Origin of the sequence: Luteolibacter sp. SL250, assembly GCF_026625605.1 — a bacterium.
In the GTDB taxonomy this organism is placed as follows: domain Bacteria; phylum Verrucomicrobiota; class Verrucomicrobiia; order Verrucomicrobiales; family Akkermansiaceae; genus Luteolibacter.
Map to the genome: position 1 here is coordinate 719,205 of NZ_CP113054.1, position 17,806 is coordinate 737,010.

The 17,806-nt window shown below is 62.5% G+C and carries 20 protein-coding genes; 12 read left to right on the forward strand and 8 right to left on the reverse strand.

What is annotated here, in order from left to right:
• Positions 1-13 precede the first annotated feature (13 nt).
• From OVA24_RS03240 to OVA24_RS03270, 7 genes are all read left to right on the forward strand, one after another.
• A complete protein-coding gene (locus OVA24_RS03240) occupies positions 14-154 on the forward strand; it encodes a hypothetical protein (RefSeq protein ID WP_267673459.1) in 141 nt (46 codons plus the stop codon).
• Positions 155-383: 229 nt separating this feature from the next.
• Entirely contained in the window at positions 384-914 is a 531-nt protein-coding gene (locus OVA24_RS03245) for a hypothetical protein (RefSeq protein WP_267673461.1), read from the forward strand.
• Positions 915-1,092: 178 nt separating this feature from the next.
• Positions 1,093-1,602: a hypothetical protein gene (locus tag OVA24_RS03250; protein WP_267673463.1), complete on the forward strand. Its 510-nt coding sequence runs from the start codon at positions 1,093-1,095 to the stop codon at positions 1,600-1,602.
• The gene (locus OVA24_RS03255; RefSeq protein WP_267673464.1) at positions 1,595-2,002 is read left to right on the forward strand and encodes a PadR family transcriptional regulator; all 408 of its coding nucleotides are present in this window, start codon (positions 1,595-1,597) and stop codon (positions 2,000-2,002) included. Before OVA24_RS03250 ends, OVA24_RS03255 begins: the two co-directional genes overlap by 8 nt.
• Before the next feature lie 22 nt (positions 2,003-2,024).
• Entirely contained in the window at positions 2,025-4,589 is a 2,565-nt protein-coding gene (locus OVA24_RS03260) for a VIT domain-containing protein (protein ID WP_267673465.1), read from the forward strand.
• Between the two features lie 93 nt (positions 4,590-4,682).
• A complete protein-coding gene (locus OVA24_RS03265; RefSeq protein ID WP_267673466.1) occupies positions 4,683-4,823 on the forward strand; it encodes a hypothetical protein in 141 nt (46 codons plus the stop codon).
• 63 nt (positions 4,824-4,886) lie between these two features.
• Positions 4,887-5,330: a very short patch repair endonuclease gene (locus tag OVA24_RS03270; protein ID WP_267673467.1), complete on the forward strand. Its 444-nt coding sequence runs from the start codon at positions 4,887-4,889 to the stop codon at positions 5,328-5,330.
• Positions 5,331-5,399: 69 nt separating this feature from the next.
• Here OVA24_RS03270 and OVA24_RS03275 read toward each other — a convergent pair whose 3' ends face one another.
• Both OVA24_RS03275 and OVA24_RS03280 read right to left on the reverse strand, forming a co-directional pair.
• Positions 5,400-6,311: a choice-of-anchor A family protein gene (locus OVA24_RS03275; protein ID WP_267673469.1), complete on the reverse strand. Its 912-nt coding sequence runs from the start codon at positions 6,309-6,311 to the stop codon at positions 5,400-5,402.
• A gap of 185 nt (positions 6,312-6,496) precedes the next feature.
• Entirely contained in the window at positions 6,497-6,739 is a 243-nt protein-coding gene (locus OVA24_RS03280; RefSeq protein WP_267673471.1) for a hypothetical protein, read from the reverse strand.
• Between the two features lie 75 nt (positions 6,740-6,814).
• Here OVA24_RS03280 and OVA24_RS03285 point away from each other — a divergent pair, with 75 nt between their 5' ends.
• Complete coding sequence (locus OVA24_RS03285) at positions 6,815-7,624, forward strand: HNH endonuclease (RefSeq protein WP_267673473.1); 810 nt, start codon at positions 6,815-6,817, stop codon at positions 7,622-7,624.
• A 21-nt stretch (positions 7,625-7,645) separates the two neighbouring features.
• Here OVA24_RS03285 and OVA24_RS03290 read toward each other — a convergent pair whose 3' ends face one another.
• From OVA24_RS03290 to OVA24_RS03315, 6 genes are all read right to left on the reverse strand, one after another.
• On the reverse strand, positions 7,646-9,181 hold the full coding sequence (locus OVA24_RS03290; protein ID WP_267673475.1) for an RtcB family protein: 1,536 nt from the start codon (positions 9,179-9,181) through the stop codon (positions 7,646-7,648).
• Positions 9,182-9,197: 16 nt separating this feature from the next.
• Positions 9,198-9,803, reverse strand: a complete 606-nt coding sequence (locus OVA24_RS03295) for an HNH endonuclease (RefSeq protein WP_267673477.1) — start codon at positions 9,801-9,803, stop codon at positions 9,198-9,200.
• 176 nt (positions 9,804-9,979) lie between these two features.
• A complete protein-coding gene (locus tag OVA24_RS03300; protein ID WP_267673479.1) occupies positions 9,980-10,126 on the reverse strand; it encodes a hypothetical protein in 147 nt (48 codons plus the stop codon).
• A gap of 200 nt (positions 10,127-10,326) precedes the next feature.
• Entirely contained in the window at positions 10,327-11,739 is a 1,413-nt protein-coding gene (locus tag OVA24_RS03305; RefSeq protein ID WP_267673480.1) for a hypothetical protein, read from the reverse strand.
• 116 nt (positions 11,740-11,855) lie between these two features.
• Positions 11,856-12,176 (reverse strand): thioredoxin, encoded by a 321-nt coding sequence (gene trxA / locus OVA24_RS03310; RefSeq protein ID WP_267673482.1) that lies wholly within the window; start codon positions 12,174-12,176, stop codon positions 11,856-11,858.
• A 265-nt stretch (positions 12,177-12,441) separates the two neighbouring features.
• Positions 12,442-13,083, reverse strand: coding sequence for a hypothetical protein (locus OVA24_RS03315; protein ID WP_267673484.1), 642 nt, complete (start codon positions 13,081-13,083; stop codon positions 12,442-12,444).
• A gap of 200 nt (positions 13,084-13,283) precedes the next feature.
• On the opposite strand from OVA24_RS03315, the gene proS reads away from it, so the two are divergent.
• From proS to OVA24_RS03335, 4 genes are all read left to right on the forward strand, one after another.
• On the forward strand, positions 13,284-14,819 hold the full coding sequence (gene proS / locus OVA24_RS03320) for a proline--tRNA ligase (protein ID WP_267673486.1): 1,536 nt from the start codon (positions 13,284-13,286) through the stop codon (positions 14,817-14,819).
• A gap of 11 nt (positions 14,820-14,830) precedes the next feature.
• Positions 14,831-15,331 (forward strand): hypothetical protein, encoded by a 501-nt coding sequence (locus OVA24_RS03325; protein ID WP_267673487.1) that lies wholly within the window; start codon positions 14,831-14,833, stop codon positions 15,329-15,331.
• Positions 15,332-15,467: 136 nt separating this feature from the next.
• Positions 15,468-16,532: an SHD1 domain-containing protein gene (locus OVA24_RS03330; protein ID WP_267673489.1), complete on the forward strand. Its 1,065-nt coding sequence runs from the start codon at positions 15,468-15,470 to the stop codon at positions 16,530-16,532.
• A gap of 17 nt (positions 16,533-16,549) precedes the next feature.
• Complete coding sequence (locus OVA24_RS03335) at positions 16,550-17,800, forward strand: SHD1 domain-containing protein (protein WP_267673491.1); 1,251 nt, start codon at positions 16,550-16,552, stop codon at positions 17,798-17,800.
• Positions 17,801-17,806 lie beyond the last annotated feature (6 nt).

The following is a 17,806-nucleotide window of genomic DNA, read 5'->3' on the forward strand; positions in this document are numbered from 1 at the left end:
ACTCCTTGCTGTCATGAAATTCGCCACCTTGGTCCTGTCTGCCGCCGTCTGCCTTGCCGGGCTGGCCTGGTATCTGGCGAACCGGAGGCCGATCGAGCTGCCTCCAGGTGTCGCGGCCAGGCACGAGCGGTCATGGCTGATCTCGTCGAAATGACGGATATGGGCTGAACCTTGGAGATCTCCGCCGGTCGGCGGTGGCGGATCATACCCGGATGCGGTCGCATCCGGCTCGGTGGGATTGAATCTGAGGCGGTTGGACCGGCTCCGACCGTCACAGTGGGAAATCTTCAATATAGCGCGTGGTGCATCATAACTGCGCATTTTTGATTTGCATTTCCGGTGATAAATTATTAACAATTACTGATCTTTGTCCCGTCCAGCCCATGAATATTTCCCGTCCACTGCTGCTTGTTTCAGGCACCTTGATCTCGTTGATCGCCCATGGCGTAGCGGTTTTGGGGGAAGCGGCACGGAATGCGGAGGGACTCGGATTCAGCGAGCGGTTCGGGATCGGGCGGTTGGCCGCAGGGCTGGGGAAACTGACCTTCAGGCAGCTCAAGGATATCCAGTTCGAGGTTTGGGAATTCCTTTCCTTCGGAGGCATGGTGGCCGTGATGGCGGCGGCACTTGCAGGCATGGACAGAGGCTCCCGATGGCTTCCGGTGGGGTACCTTTCCCTGCTGGTGGTTCTTGGAGGGTGGAAGGCGCTTCTGATGGTCTTCTATGCCCCGATATTCCTCTTCAAGCTCGTCTTCGAGCCTCTGCCGATGGACGGAGAGTTTTTCGCCGATTCCACTGCCCGCTATATGGGAGCGGGTGTCTGGTTGCTGGTGTTGTCCGTCTGGGCGCTGTCCGGCTTCATCAAGTGGCGTCCGAAATGGCTGATGCCCCCGCGGGTGCGTCACATCATCTGAGAGGGATCGGCGCGGGGCAGAGGTGGGGTGCAGGCGTGAAGGATCCTCCCAGAGGCTCATGATGCGGGCTGCCGCAGCTTGAAAATAGCTCATTCCAAAATCTTCTTGCCACTACATTGCATAAAAAGGTAGTGATTCATACAGCTTACCAAGCTGAATGATGAAAACGTCCCGTTCCATGCTTCTGTCCGTCAGCGTTCTTTCGCTGGCGGCCTATGCGCTGGGGCTTTGGAGCGAGGCCGCCAGGAATGCGGCGGGCCTTGGTTTCAACGAGCGGTTCGGTGTCGCGCGTCTGGCAGAGGGGTTCGGGAAGGTGGGCCTGGGCGATCTCCCGTGGTCAGGAATGGATCCTTGGGAGTATTTCGCCGTCGCGGGGATGTTCGCCGCATTGGTCGCCGGAATCTCCGAGCTGAAGCGGATCCCCGGCTGGTTGCCTCCTGCCTATCTCACCACGCTCGTTGCCATGGGCGGCTGGGTGGGTCTCTGGCTGGCCATCTACATCCCTTGGTTCATCTGGTGCCTGGCAACGGACCCGTTGCCGATGGACGGCGAGTTTTTCGCGGAGGATCTGGCCCGCTACATGTCCGCGGGCGTCTGGCTGCTTTTCCTGCTGATCCTCTCCATCATGGCATTCATCAAATGGCTCTCCGGGAAGAAGGGGGAAACGAACAACCGGAACCATGCCTGACACCCCTCCATCATCAGGCACCCCGGGCGAGACCTTCGACAACTGGACCATCCAGATGCGGAAGGGCGTTCTGGATCTCTGCATCCTCAAGGCGCTCTCCGGACGGGAGTGGTACGGCTACGCGCTGGTGAAGGCGCTGGTGGCCGTTCCCGGCATTGGTGTTGCGGAAGGGTCGATCTATCCGTTGCTTTCCCGGCTGAAGAAACAGGGACTGGTCACCACCCGGCTGGAAGAGTCCAGCGAAGGCCCCGCGCGGAAATACTACCTGGCCACCGCTGCGGGCCGCGCCCTCGCCCAGGAGATGGACGTCTATTTCGGACAGATGAGCCGCAGCGTCGCGGATCTTGGAAATTTCACGAATCCTTCATCAGGGATTCCCGGCAACGGACAAGCATCCTGAGAAACCCACGCCCCGAACACCCATGAAACAGTGGACCCCACAAGCGGAACAACGGTTGAGCGAATACCTCGTGGAGCGCGCCCGGCGCGAGCATCTGGAGGGTGAGGACGCCGCGGAGCTGAAGGATGATTTGCGCCGCCATGTCTTCGAGGAGGCGGAAAAGGAATCTGCGGAGATGATCGGCCTCATGCACCTGGAGACCATCCTCGGGGCCATGGATGCGGGCTACCGGCCTGCTCCGGAGACAGTGTCCCGGCCGGCGGAGAAGCCGCAGGGCAGTTTCTTTGTTTGGGCGTTCGGTGTGGTCGCTCCCTTGCTGATCCTCCTGCTGGAGGTATTCACGGCCCTGTGCGGTTCGGTCCTGTTCGATCCCATCCCGACCGTGTGGCATATCCTGCTGGTCGCCTCCGTTCCCGCGCTGAACGCGTGGTTGCTGAAGGGAGCTCCGAAGGCGAAGGACGTGAAATGGAAAGGCGTGGCCGCGGGAGTGGCGATGATGGCTTCCGGGTTCTACGCTCTGCTCTTCATCCCGGTCATCCATTGGTCCTTGCTGGGGCTGCTGTGGTTCGGTTTCGGCATGATCCCGCTCACCCCCGTGCTGGCGGGCTTCGCTTCGTGGCGCATCTCGCGGAGGGTGAAGGACTCCTCGCCGGTTCTGGCGCGATTCCGGAGTGGATGGAGGATCGGGGCGGCATTTACCTTGGCCGTCATCTGCCTGCTGGAGGTCCCCGCGGCATGGACACGGGTGAATCTGAACAGCGCCGCCTCCGCCGCCGGGAATGAGGCTGCGGTCGCCCGCCTTCGTGCCTTCCACTCGGAGCGGACCTTGCTCAAGGCTTGCTACGAGGTGGGCCGTAGCTCGGACCTCGCCACCGACATCGTCGGCTGGATGTCGGTCTGCGTGCGGTCGGGTGGCTTCCTGTTCGGCAACGCGATGACCCCGGGGAATGATCCCGGGAAAACCCGCGGGATCTACTTCCGCGTGACCGGCAGGCCGTTCAATTCCGTGAAGCCTCCGGAAAGGGGCGGGCGCGCCCTGCTGGGCCTGCAGGATCCGATGGCGCAGTTCGAGTTCGACGAACATCTCGGCGGGGATGAAGTCGCCGTCCGCCTGAAGCATCTGGACCTGAAGGAATCCAGGTTCGACGGGCACATCGACTCCGTCTCGGAAATCGGCTACGGCGAATGGACGATGGTGTTCCACAATGGCGCCCGCAACGCGCAGGAGGCCCGTTGCCAGATCCGCTTGCCGGAGGGCGGCCGTGTTTCGCGCCTGACGCTGTGGGTGAATGGAGAGCCGCGGGAAGCCGCGTTCAGCACCGTCTCCAAGGTGAAAGCCGCCTACAAGGAGATCGCGGTGGTGCAGCGGCGGGATCCGGTGCTGGTCACCATGGTCGGTCCGGACACGGTGCTGGTGCAGTGTTTCCCCGTTCCTGCGCGGGGCGACATGAAGATCAGGTTGGGAATCACCGCTCCGCTGCAGGACGGGGCCTGGGATCTGCCACGGATCGTCGAGAGGAACTTCGGCACTGTTCCGAAGCTGGAGCATGCCGTGTGGCTGCAGGGAGACCGTGATTTCCGCCTGTCAGGAGGAAAGGGGTTGGCCTCGCAGCGGGATGGGGAGGGCAGGTCCCTCTCCGCGGCGCTGCCGGTTTCCGCGGCGATGGCGGACGGACCCGTGGTGCGGCTGGATGCCTATGAACCTGTCCCGCTGGTGTGGTGTGAGGATCGCTTCGCAGCCAGCGGTGAACGCTTCCTCATCCGTGAACCGCGGCTGATGAAAACGGACCCTTCCGGAAAGGTGGTATTGGTCATCGACGGCTCGCAGCCCATGGCGCCGTTCAAGGAAATGATCATCCGGGCGATGGGCGGGAGTATCGTGGCCATTCTGGCGGACGACTCCGCGAAGCGGATCACCGCGGAGGATCTGCGGAAATACACCTTCTCCGGGGGGCGTGACAACGAAGCCGCGCTGCTCGACGCCATCCGCGTTTCGCGTGAGGAAGGTGGCGCCCCGATTGTCTGGATCCACGGTCCGCAGGCGGTCGGTGTCTCGAATTCCGAGCGGCTTTCCCAGATGCTGGAGCGGGGCTCCGTCCGCCCCGTCATCCATACCATTGAGGCCGTGCCCGGGCCGAACCGGCTGGCGGAGGCGATGTACCGGTCCGCTCGCCAGATCCGCGGGCCAAGGTTGACTGACGGGGAATCGCTCAAGGGATACCTCACGGGATTGCTCGAGGGAACGGAGTCGACGGGATGGACCTGGCGGAGGTCCGCCACGGCGGATGGTCTGGTCAGCGGGGAAGTATGGGACCAGCTTGCCAGATCATGGGCCATCGGCGCGGCGGAGGGGGCGCCGGGAATCCAGGTGCCGGAGGAGCAACGCTCCGCGCTGGCGGCGCGCTACCAGCTCGTGACGCCGGTATCAGGAGCGGTGGTGCTGGAGACGGACGACCAGTATGCACGGCACGGCCTCACCCCCACAGGAACGGATGCGGCTCCGCAGATGCCGACCGTGCCGGAGCCATCCAGTGCCCTTCTTTTCCTGCTCACCACAGGTCTCGCGTTGTTCGTCAGGAGGAGATAGGGGGACGCCAAGGGCTATCTAAGAAAACCCGTGGGGATTCGTTTGAATAAACACACGGAGAATCCGTCTGAAAGAAAGCAGCCCCCGACCGTCATGAGATTCGCGATTCCATTCATCCTTTCCGCCGTGGCCCTTGGTGCGCTTGCATGCTACTTCGGGAAGCTCAATCCCATCGAGTTGCCGCCCGGGATGGCGGAGAAGCACCGGACGTCGGAGATCCTCTCGGCGAAGTGAGCGGTGCGCCGTCCTTCATCATTTGAAATCACCCCTTCGTGCGGTTAGCGTCAGCCATCCTCCATGGCCGACGTCTTCACACCCGAGAAGCGCTCCTACGTGATGTCCCGCATCCGCGGCGGCAACACAAAGCCGGAGCTGGCGTTGAGGTCCATGCTCCACCGCATGGGATACCGCTTCACCGTGAACGGCCCGAAAAACAGAACCCTCCCCGGGCGGCCGGACGTTGTCCTGCCGAAGCACCGCACCGTCATCTTCGTCCACGGTTGCTTCTGGCATGGCCATGAACACTGCCCGGACTTCCGCATCCCGTCCACCCGCACCGACTGGTGGATCAACAAGATCGAGGGCAACCGCGCCCGCGACCTCCGCGCGGAAAATGCCCTGCGTTCACTGGGCTGGCATGTCGTGACCATCTGGGCGTGCGCCCTCAAGAATTCGAAGGCGAGGTTGTGGCTGGAGCCGAGGCTGGGAAAGCTGCTCGGACAGCCAGCCACCGTCCGGTGAAGGCACGGGCCGGTTGCCGGAACGGAGCGCGGACTTCAGTCCGCTTGGTTTCGCAAAGGTCCGGTTGGTTCAGCGCCTGCGGCGCAGCAGTGCCAGCGCACCGGCTCCGCCGATCAGGGCGAAGGCGGATGGCTCCGGCACCGCCATCGGCAGGTTGCCTTGGAAAGCGGAGTATTCGAAGGTGCCGCCACCGGTCAGGGAGTCGGAGATCAGCGTGCCCTGGATGGTGCCGTTGCTGAACTTCACGGCGGCATCCGGAGCGAGGACGCTGCCAAGCACCGTCAGGCCCGCCAGATTGAGGGAGGTGGCCTCGTGGAAATTGAAGAGCACCTTGCTCTTGTCCGTTCCGTTGACGGACAGGCCCAGGTTCTGGAAGTTGATCAGGTCGCCGGCCACGTTGATGACCACCGTGGATCCCGTCGGAGCGTTGATGGACATGCTGCTGGCGGACTGGAAGTCGGTCGCCTTGATGGTGAAGGTGTTCAGCGCACCGTCCGTGCCGGTGAAGACCAGGTTGCCGTAGCTCAGGGAGTAGCTGCTGTTCGCGCCCATGCCGGCGAGCTTGTCGGACAGGTCGCCGTATTGGACCCTGGCCGCGTCGAAGTCGATGAGATGGCCTTGGGACGCGGTGCCGTTGCTGATGGCCACGTTGGTCAGCTTCGAAGTGCCGCCCACCAGCAGGCTGCCCTTGTGGACCACGCTGTTCGAGTAGGAGAGGTCACCACCGACCACCAGGGAGTACTTGGAGGAAGAAGGCAGTTGCTCGCCCAGTCCGTAGCCGGAAAAGGTGGCGTTGCCGCCGACCGCAGCCGCGCCCTTCGATTGGGCATTGGACTGATTGACGTCGCCGAAGACGAAGTAGCTGTAGCCGGACGCCTCGCCGAGGTTCTGGGCGGTGGCCGTGGAGATCGGGGCGGCGAGAGCCAGGATGAGTGACAGGCGTGCGACGAGGCTGTCTGCGGAAATACGGATGTGTTTCATGGGGGGAGCGTCCGGGGGAACGCGGGTGGGGGAAGTTCGGGGGAACGGCGCTACTTTCGTCCAACTCCCGGGCAGTGTCGAACAGATCCGGCCATGAACCGGTCACGCAATCGCGTGTATCCTTAGTGCCGTATGGGATGGGACGTCTCGACTGACGGCGGGGTCGGCCTCTGCGTTGGCGGGCATCAGTCGTTCTGATTGTCCATCTGGTCCCGGATCTTCGAAATGATCTCCCGGTAATGGCTCGCGATGTCGGTTGCTTCCTCCGGTCTGTGGCACTCCTCGGCGAGGAAGATGCCGTCTTCGGGAAATTCCCCGCAATGGAGGTAGTGGGCTGTTCGTTCCCATGAGTCCGCACGCATCTCCAACCCTTCGAGCAATTGTCCAAGGTCGTTGTGATCGAGTTCGATGAGGTATGTCCTGCCCATGATCACAAGATTGCCTGGCCAGGTGGAACGGGAACGACAAGGGGATTTATCTATTCCTGTGACTACCGGCTATGATTGGCTGTCGGCGTGGCATCCGGAAAGCGTTGGTCACGTGCTGAACTGCTCATTGTCCTGAACCTCTATCACAAGCTGAACTTCGGGCAGATGGATCACCGGAACCCGGCTGTCATGGCTCTGGCGGGAAAGTTGGAGAGGACTCCGGGAAGCGTGGCCATGAAGCTTGGCAATCTGGCATCGCTTGACCCCGCATTGCAGTTGAGGGGAATCAAGGGGCTGCAGGGAGCCAGTGCTTTGGATCGAACGGTTTGGCAGGAATTTAATACCTCCCCTGCCGATGTGATTCCCGAAACGGAGGAGGCATTGGCTGTTCTGTTCAACGCAAGATCCACTGAAGAAATTGAGGTTCTGCCAAGAGAGGGCATCAGGGTTGGGAAGACTCCACCAAGCGGTCCGACGATCGTGATAGCCAACACGAAGTTACGTCGCGGGCAGAGTTACTTCAGGAACGTAGTGATCAACAATTTCGGCGGGCGTTGCGGCATCACCGAACTGCCGATCCGGGAACTTCTCGTTGCGTCCCACATCCTTCCATGGGGTGGCCATGAATCCGAAAGATTGAACGTCCGGAACGGTCTCGCGCTCTCGCGGTTGCATGACGCTGCCTTTGACTGCGGATTGATCACCTTCGACGAGGATCTCCGGCTGGTTCTTTCTCTCCGGCTCAAGAGAGAGCTTCCGCAGCGTTCGGTATCAGAGAGTTTCGGAGCCTACGCCGGGGAGAGGTTGAAGTATCCTGATGACGCGGTTCTGCCTGATATGTCGTTTCTCGCTGAACATCGCGCCGTAACTTTCAGGAGGAGGTGACAGGCATCGTGTTTCTCCGCGCTAGGGATAAGGCTCCAAGCCATCTCCGCCAAGGGATTGCCGGTTCTTCTTCCTCTCCTTCCTGTGCTCGATCTGGCGGAGCTGCTTCGGGGTCAACTCTTCCTCCTTGTCGCGCCATGACTTGCCGGAGTCACCGGCCATGATGCAGCCGAGCGGGCGGATCTCGCCGATGACTTCGGCGAGGTTGAACTTCACGATCTGGGCTTTGACCTCGGCGGCGTTCTTGTAGGCGATGGGGGTTTCGCTGAGATCCGGCTTTCCGCAGTACCAGCGGATGTCGAGGCCGGCGGTGGAGCGCTGGATGGCCTCTGCCGCGAGGTCGCCGGGGTAGCGGCGGCGCAGCGCGGTGCGCGAGAGGTTCCGTCCAGCGCCGTGGGGGGCGAAGGAAAGGAAATCGGCATTGTCCGCGCCGAGCACGATGAGGATGGGCTCCGCCATGTTGAGCGGGATGAGGCCTAGCAAGGGCCTGCCATCGGCATCCCGCCACGCGGGCGTTGCTCCCTTTCCGTGGACGAAAACATCCCCGCGCTGCCAGACGAAGTTGTGCTCGTTGGCGATCTCCGCGACGGAAGCCGCGCCGATGTTCTCCAGGAAGCGGCGGTGGATCGCGCGGTGGTTCGCCTTCGTCCACATGGCCACGTATTGAAGCGCCTCCCAGTAGGCGGGGCCGTCCCCGCTGCGGGCGTCCAGCCACGCCGCGCTGTCCGGCACGCGTTCCGCCTGGCGGGCGGTGTGCTTCACCGCGGCGATCTGGCCGCGCTTGAAGACATGCGCGCCCAGCCCGCGCGAGCCGTGGTGGGTGACCAGCACGCGCCGCCGCGTGCCCGCCACCAGCTTCCCGGCGAGATCGCCATGGCCGGTGAGACGCAGCATGGCCGTCATCTCCGGGGTGATGTCGATCTCGCCGATGAAGGCGAAATGGTTGCCGTCCCCCTGGTCCGCCATGTGCAGCTTCGCCCGCTCCTTCAGTCCGGTGAGGAACGGATTCGTCCACACGTCCTCATCATGCACGGGGTCATCCACCAACAGGTCGAGGTGGCGGTGGCCGGTGCCGAAGCGGGTGGCGGTGGTGAGCGCGTCCAGCTCCGAGCCGATGCCACTACGTTCATCGTAGAACGTGGCGAACATCGAGCAGCAGATGTCCGATGAGTGCGCGGAGGGAATGATCGCGTTCTCCACGGCGATGGCACCGCCGACGGGGATGGAGGCTTCCTTTCCGCCCATCGGGCAGGCGTCCGGCAGGATCGCACCACGGCTGATGACGGGCGTCTTCAGGAGGACCTGCATGTGGCGGCGGACGGCGTACAGGTTCTCCTGCGCGTCTTTTCCGGATGCCTCGATGGCCTCCGCCAGCGGTGCGGGCGATTCGCGCATCGCCCGCTTCGGCGGAGGTGCGCCGAACTCGCGCTTGATGAGCTTGAGCACGTATTTCGGGTCGGTGAGGCCCTTCGCCTCGAGTTCGGAAAGCCGCAGCAGCATCTGCGGAAGACGGTTGTCATCCGGGTAGGCTGCGGTGAGTTGTTCGGTGAGTTTCATGGAAATGTGGATTGGATCAGGCGGAGGCCTTGTTGGAGGGGGCCTTGAGGAACAGATCCCAGTCGGGGATCCGGTGGAGGTTGTGGAGCATGTCGATGGCGGGCAGCGGCCGGGGTGGCTGCGGCTTGCGCAGCAGGGTGAGTCCGGCTTCTTCCGGGGTGCGCGCGCCTTTCCGGTGGTTGACGCGCCTGTCGGACAGGACGCAGTTCTCCCAGGAAGTGGAGCCGCCGCGGGAGCGGGGGATGATGTGGTCGATGTTGCCCTCGCCCGGTGCCAGGGCACGCCCCGTGTACTGGCACCTGCCTCCATCCCGCTGCCAGATGCCGCGCGGACCGAGGCCCGGTTGGTGGACCGGCATCCGGTCGTAGCGGTTCAGCAGGATGACCGTGGGGATGCGGACGCGGCCTTTCGTCGTGCCGATGGACGGAGCACCATCGGACAACGGACGTTCGCGCCAAGCCTCCCAGTCCAGTGGCTGGATGGACTCGCCGCCGGTGATGTCCAGCGCGCGGGCCGTCCCCGCACAGAGGTGCGTGAACGCTTCCGCGGGAGTGATCGCGTCGATGGCGGTCCAATGCCGGTTGAGGACAAGGACGGTGCGGTCCTGGAGAAGAGTGGTCATGGCTTATGAAGTTGCCAGTTTTCAGTTTTCAGTTTTCAGGGAAGAGAAAGATCGGGGAGGCGGTTCCGGGAATCTCCGGCGACGGCCCGGGAGACGGGATCCGCGTCACGGGCGGAACAAAAAACCCGCTCCGGTGAGGAAGCGGGTGGGGCGGAAATCCTTTGTCAGACGGGATTTCAGGCACCTTGCGGTGCCAGCCAGCTTCCTTCGTGGCCGGTCATGAAACGATGCGATGTCTCCAATGACATTCCGCTCCATGGCGCGGCCGCGCGCTCTCCGGAGAGATAGCGTTTCGCGTTGATGGTAGGAATGAGGAGACGCATGACGTGGGAGTTGATATTCTAACAGATATGCCCCGTCAAGAAGTAAGGAGGAAGGACACTCCTGTCCTTCGGCTGCAATGGGAGCCAAGAGCAACGGCATCTTGGGATAGATCCGCCATTAGCATTATTCGCCAATGCCGCCGGAGGACAGGAATGGGAGCGGAGCGGACATAGCGGCTCTGCCGCAATGTCCTCCCTCCTTACGCCAGCTCCTTCAAATCCGCGCGGGTGGAGCGGTAGGAGGTGTCGAAGGCGAGGATGTCCGGATCCGGCTCGATGCTACGGGATTCGCAGTAGCTGCGGTAGAGGTCCGGCCACCAGTTGCGGTGTTCCGTCAGCCCCTCCGCCTTCCACTGGTCCCAGCAGTCGAGGATGCGGGCCCAGCATTCGTCGCCATACTTCACTGCTTCCGCGGGGGTGGGCATGTCCGCGACGTACCATTCGCGGCCGATCTTCGAGTGCAGCACCTCGTCCGCCCAATCGTAGTCCTGGAACGTGGCGGCGAGGGGGGAGTGCGCCTGGCGGCTGACCTCCCACTCGTAGCGCTTTCCGGTTTTCGGCATCAGCCCCTGCTCGATGAAATAGAGCACCGCGTGCCGCTCCTTCGGTTTCAGTGTCAGGTTGAGCTGGCGGGACCAGGTGGAGTTGATCATCACGTGCTGAGGCCAGTCGATGCCCTCGCTGGCGAATCCCACCTCGCCCATCATCGCGTGGCGAGCCTCATCCCAGAGCTGGCGGGTCATGTCCTGATAGTATTTCCACGGCTTGCCCTTCGTCTCCGTGATGATGCCGGACATCATTTCCGGCACGTCGATCTCGCGCAGCCGCTTGTAGAACATCATCAGCACCTTCAGCTCCGGCGGTTTCATTTCATCGTAGAGGAACTGCTCCGCGTTCACCCCCATGTTGTAGGGATCGGGAAAGCGGTGGTCGCGGTTGGGTGTCCCGTCGTATTGATAGGGGTTTGAGGAAAACCAGCGCGTCGGCTCACTCCCCATGGCGGGGGCGGATCCATCCAGCCCGCCCGCCGCGGCCAAGCAGATGTGAAGGAGATCCCTCCACTGCCGGTCGCGGTCCGCTGGCAGGAGGGCGGCACAGGCTGCCGCCCCATAGGCGGTGATTTCCTCCAGGTCCATCAGCGCGATGCGGGCAATGCGCATCGACGGCGCGTCCGCCAGTGGATGCACATCCGCGACGTATTTCTCCAGCGCCGCCTTCAGCTCCGGAAAGGCGACCCCATAGATGCCTTCCACCAGATCCTCGGTGGTGGGGGAGCAGAGGATCTCATCGAAAAACACCGCCAGCGCCGGGTGCGGGACCTTTTCCAGTCCGAGAGGGGGCTCGCGCATCTCGCCCACCCGTGTGCGGAAAAGCGTGTCCGCCTCCGCAGCCAGATAGCCATGGCGGCTGAACGCCATCTTCAGTTCATACAGCGGCTCCGCCGTCAACCGGGCGATGACGATGCCGTGCAGCCTCCAAAACGCGTAGTGGAAGCGCTTCAGCCGGTTCACCGACTCGCCGACGGGCAGGCCCTCCTTCATCGCTTCTTCGAAAGTGGTGATGCCCGCGAGGGGCGGCAGGCCGCGGTGTGGCTGCGGAATGGTGGGTTTCATGATGGCGGGTTATCACGGATACGATCCGTCATCGACGGAATTTCACACCACATCCTCCCAACGGAAAAGCCGGCGCGGATCGCTCCGGGCCGGCTTTCGGGAAATGCGGTGGCGTCTCAGGCGAGTGCCTGGAGCTTTGCCTTGAGCTGGTCCTTGGTGACGCTCGCGCCGACGATCTGGTCCTTCACCTCGCCGTTCTTGAAGAACAGGAGCAGCGGGATGGAGCGGACGTTGAACTTCACGGCGAGGTCGCGCGCGTCATCGACGTTCACCTTGCCGACCTTGGCCTGGCCTTCCAGCTCGGCGGCAACCTGATCGATGACCGGACCGATCATTTTGCAGGGACCGCACCATTCGGCCCAGAAGTCGACGAGGACCGGCTTGTCGGAATCAAGGACCTCTTCTTGGAAGTTCGCGTCTGTAAGTTTCAGAGACATGGCGGGAAGATGGATGCGACTTGCCCCGCCGTCAAGGCGGGGGGAGGGGTGGGGCGGGACGAAGCCGGAAGACCTCCGATGGGCACCTCCGGACGCGAAAAAAGCCGCTCCGCGGTGAAGCGGGAGCGGCTTTGTTGGGATTCAGTGAGTTTTGACGGACTCAGACCAGCGGAAGCTGTCCGGCGGAGAAAGCCAGGAAAGCGACGATGCCGGCGAGCACGATGTTGAGGATGGTGAGGGCCATGGATGGTCGTTGGGTTTGGGATTATTCGAAGAGTTGGCCCCATTGGCCGGACTTTTCATTGTCCGGAGCGCTGATCCAGGAGCTGGCGGTGTCGAACTGGAAGTAGAGCACGATCAGAGCGGCCACAAAGCCGACGATGGAAAGGATGTTGGCGAGGCCGGACTCCTGGACTTCCTCCTCTTCCTCCTGCCCGGAGCCGAAGCCCACGGGGAAGGTGGCGCTTGCCGGCGCGCTCGGCGGGGACAGTTGGACGGTCGCCTTCGGCAGGGAAATGGTGGAGCCGCCTGCAGGAGCGCCTGGCAGGGCTGGACGGGCGGCAGGAGCCGTCGGGGAGGCAGGGGATGCCACCGGGCCGGACTTCAGCGGGATGGTCGGGGCTGGCTTCGGGATGCCTGCGCCGGGAGCGGTCTTGAGAGGGATGGTCGCTGCAGGAGCGGGGCGGGGTGCGCCGCCGATCGCTGGTGCGGTCGGTGCCGGAGGGGCGGTGCGGACAGTGGGTGCAGCAGGGGCCGTCGGGGTGGGTGGGCGCACGGCGGGGGCGGTTGGGGCGCCACCAGGAGAGGCGGGAGGAGCGTCGGCGGCTTTCAGGGTCACACGGACGGTTTCCTTTTTCAGCGGGATGCTGGAGGTCTGTTTCGACGGGGTTGGATCGTTTTCGCTCATTCGCTGGCGGGGTTTTTGGAAGCTGTAAGTCGTGACTAAGGCGATTTGCCCGGGGTGTGTCAAACCTCCAGCACGGGAAATCTTTCAATCCCGGCGGGATTTTTAAAAATCTTCCCGGGAAATCTCCGGAATCCGTTCTGGGAGTGAAGATTTTCATGGGATTTCCGGCCCCGCTGGGCTCACTATCCGCCCCGCCAACCATGTCCGAAAAGACCGCCATCAGCCCGACCCGTGCCCAGGATTTCCCCGAGTGGTACCAGCAAGTGATCAAAGCCGCCGACATGGCGGAAAATTCCGAAACGCGCGGTTGCATGGTCATCAAGCCGTGGGGCTACGGCATCTGGGAGCTCATCCAGCAGCAGATGGACCGTATGTTCAAGGCGACCGGCCACCAGAACGCCTACTTCCCGCTGCTCATCCCCCTTTCCTATCTGGAAAAGGAAGCGGAGCACGCGGAGGGCTTCGCCACGGAGTGCGCCGTCGTCACCCACCACCGCCTTGAAGCCCAGAAGGACGAGGTCACCGGCAAGACCAAGATGATCCCCACCGGAAAGCTGGAGGAACCCTACGTCATCCGCCCGACTTCCGAGACGATCATCGGCGCCGCCTTCTCCCGCTGGACCCAGTCCTACCGCGACCTGCCCCTGCTCATCAACCAGTGGGCGAACGTCATGCGCTGGGAGATGCGCCCCCGCCTGTTCCTCCGCACCGCGGAGTTCCTCTGGCAGGAAGGCCACACCGCCCATGAGACGAAGGAAGAGGCCATCACGGAGACCCGGCTCATGCACGGCGTGTATGAGGAGTTCCTGCGCGACCATCTCGCCATCCCCGTCATCCCCGGGGAGAAGTCGGAGAACGAACGCTTCCCCGGCGCGGACATGACCCTCACCGTGGAAGCCATGGTCCAGGACCGGAAGGCCATCCAGGCCGGCACCTCCCACTTCCTCGGCCAGAATTTTTCGAAGGCGCAGGACATTTCCTTCACCGGCCGTGACGGCATGAAGCAGCACGCCTACACCACCTCATGGGGTGTTTCCACCCGCATGATCGGCACGCTCATCATGGCCCACGCGGATGACGATGGCCTGGTGCTGCCGCCCCGCGTCGCCACCCAGCAGATCGTCATCATCCCCGTCACGCCGAAGGAAGACACGAAAGCTGCCGTTCTCGCCTCCTGCCAAGCCCTTGCGGAGACCCTCCGCCAGAAGCTTTTCCACGGAGATCCGCTCCGCGTCCATGTCGATGCCCGCGACATCGGTGGCGGCGTGAAGAAGTGGGAGTGGATCAAGAAAGGCGTGCCCATCCGCATCGAGATCGGCCCGCGCGATGTGGAGACGCGGAAAGTCTGCGTCCAGCGCCGTGACCAGGCCTTCGGCGAAAAGCAGTTCGCGGAGAAAGACGAGTTCATCCAGTCCGTGACGGACCTGCTCGACCAGATCCACCTTTCCCTGCTCACGAAGGCCACCGCCTTCCGTGACGCGAACATCGTCCCCTGCGAGTCGCTGGAGGAGTTCGGGAAGCACTGGTCCCAGGACAACCCCGGCTGGCTCTACACCCCATGGGGTGGAACCTCCGAGGAGGAGGAACAGATCTCGAAAAAGCTCAAGATCAGCATCCGCTGCATCCCCATCCCGGAGGCGAAGCTTCCGGAAGCCATCACCGGGAGATCCGGCGGCAAGTGCTTCCTCACCGGCCGCGACGCGGAGGTGTGGGCCATCTGGGGCCGCAGCTATTGATCCGGAAAGCCGTGAGAAAGCTCCTCTCCATCGGATTCGCGCTGCCGCTGGTGGCTTCGCTGCAGATCTCCTGCACACAGGTCATCGGTGAGCGGGTGGGCCACGCCGCGGATTCCGACATGGGAGGGGCGATCAAGGACCTCCGGCGGGCTTCCCGCGGAGATCACCGCGAAATGGCGTATCCTTCGAATTCCATCTTCAGGGCGAAGGAGTTCGTCGCAGCGGCACAGAGTGGTGATGTGGAGAAGATGATGGGCATGACCAGCGCCATCACCCTGCGGAATGATGGCGCAGGAAAAACCAGGAATGAGATCTACCCCAGCATCGTGCGCGGCCTTTCCGGGGCCGAAATTGTCTGGAAGGGCAGGCCGCAGCCGATGACCGATGAAACGGGAAACAAAGGATTCATCATCGCCGGAGAAGCCGTGAAGCAGGGAGTGACACCATTCTTCATCGTCGTGCTGAACGAAGGCGGGAGGCACGTGGTGGTGAGCATCCGGAAGGAAATCTGACGACGGAGACCCCGGGATCATCACCTCAGCCGGTGAATTTCGTTTGTTGGTTGCGCAATCTGTTGCTGGTCAACGGAAAGAAATTGTCCATGGGGGAGGGATCTGCTGTGACTCAGGCAGCAGTCCTCTCCCTCCCATGAAATTCCACCTCATCGCCGGCCTGGGCCTCCTCCTTTGCTCCCTTTCCGCCACCGCCGCCCCACGCGAGTGGACGGACCAGGCGACCGGCCGGAAAGTCACCGGTGAGTTCGTTTCACTCGATGGTGATCAAGTCACCCTCTCCATCAACGGCAAGGAGTACAAGATGCCGGTGGCGAAACTGTCCGCGGATGACCAAGCGTTCCTAAAGGTGGTGGGTGAAATGCCGGCTCCGGCTCCGGCGGCCGCTCCGCAGCCCGCTCCGGCGGCGGTTGGCAAAGCCCAGAGGGTGGATATCACGCAGAAAGCATATGCCGATTGGAATGGATACTACAGCGGACTTTTCGGAAAGAAGCTGCTGAAGTTCTACGAGAAATCAAAAGGCATTGTTGATGTCCCGGACAAGGACACCATGACCACGGTCGAAACGGCGGTGATGTGGCAGAAGGACGACAAGCTCGGCAAAATGATCCTGTTCGTTCCGCCGGACTATGATGGGTCCACTGCATACGGAGTCTTGGTGTATATTTCACCAGGCAACGATCCGGTCAGCCTGGTGCCTGGCTGGGACAAGGTTTTCACGGAGAAGAAGCTGATCTATTGCTCGCCCGCCGGAACCGGAAACGACCAGGCGGACATGCGGCGTATCGCTCTGGCGCTTGATGCGGTGGCGACGGTGAAAGCAAGCTACAAGGTGGATCCTGCCCGGTTGATCGCTTCCGGTACCTCCGGTGGTGGAGCGATCTCCACCACCATCGCCGTCCACTATCCCGAATTCAAGGCGATCGATTGCTCGCGGGGGTCGGAGCCGGATGGTGTGACTGTTTTCCCATATCTTGATTCCGGTGATATCCGGCAGGTGGCTAAGCAGAAGAAGCGCTTTGCCTGGGTGAGCGGTCCGAAGGACAGGAACTACGAATACATCAAGCGGGGAGTCGCGGGATGGAGTGACGCCGGAGTTGAATCCAAATTGTTTGAAGATCCGAACCAAGGGCATGCCGCGGCGACGGAGGATCTGATGCGGCAGGCTCTGACTTGGATCGAAGAGCCCCCGACGAAATGACAGATTGTCCAATGACGATGAAATCCCCATTCCTTTTCGCGCTCTGCTTCGCATTTTCATTCATTGCCGCCACCGCTGCCCCGCGCGAGTGGACGGACCAGGCTACCGGCAGGAAAGTCACCGGCGAGTTCGTCTCATTGGAGGGAGATCAGGTCACCCTTTTGATCAATGGGAAGGAATTCAAGATGCCGGTGGCGAAGCTGTCCCCGGATGACCAGGCATATCTGAATGTGGTCGGAGAGATGCCTGCTCCCACGCCACCCGCCGCCCCGGAAGCCGCGCCCGCCGCTCCAGCGAAGCCCACCTCGAAGGTCCAGGGCCCGGTCGAGGTGGATGGTTCCAGCTACTTCTACTACATCCCGTCCTCCGCACCGGAAGGGGCGAAGCTTCCGCTGCTGACCTACACCGGCTCGCTGGGAGCGGACGCGAACACGGTGAAGTCCATGATCGAAGGCGCGGAGATCTGCGGCTGGATGGTCGCCTGCTGTGTCCAGAGCAGCAACCGCGTGGATCCGGAACTGAACCAGACCCACCTGGCGAAGGTGGTAAAGCACATGGTGGCGAACCAGCCCGTGGACCCGAAGCGCCTGTACTTTTCAGGCCATTCGGGGGGAGCCCGCATGGCGTTCCGGGGATGCAAGCGCCTCGATGGTGCGGGCGTCATCGCCTACATCGCCGGAGCGCAGGATGATGAGATCTCCAGAACGGACCGCTATTTCATCATCAGCGGCGCCACCGACTACAACCGATATGACACCGCGACCACATTCGCGGCCGCGCGAAAGGTTTCCGCATACCGGCTCCACACCTCCGGCCACAACAACGGTCCCGGCTGGCTCATGACGGAAGGCATGATGTGGCTCCAGTCCTGCTGGGATGTGGACACCCAGAGCACCGCTCCATCCCGCTCCGCCTTCGAGGCAGCCTCCATCGCGTGGATCGAGAAGACCAAGTCATCCGCCTCCCACCGCGCTGCATGGTGGGCGAGGTTCTTCAAGACCCAGGGCGTCAGCGCCCCGCATCAGGCGAAGATCGCCTCATTGGACGCGGAACTCTCCCAGACTCCATCCAACGAGGCCTACATCAAGGGCATCGCGGACATCGAGGCATTCGCGGATGATGTACTGGCCAAGATCAGCATCTACAGTGAGAAGGGCCACACCACCCCGGAAATCCAGAAGAAGTGCGACAAGATGCTCGAAACGCATGCGGAGACCCCGTGGATCAAGGATCTCTTCACCGCGCTGAAGAACAAGACCGGCAACTGAGCCGGC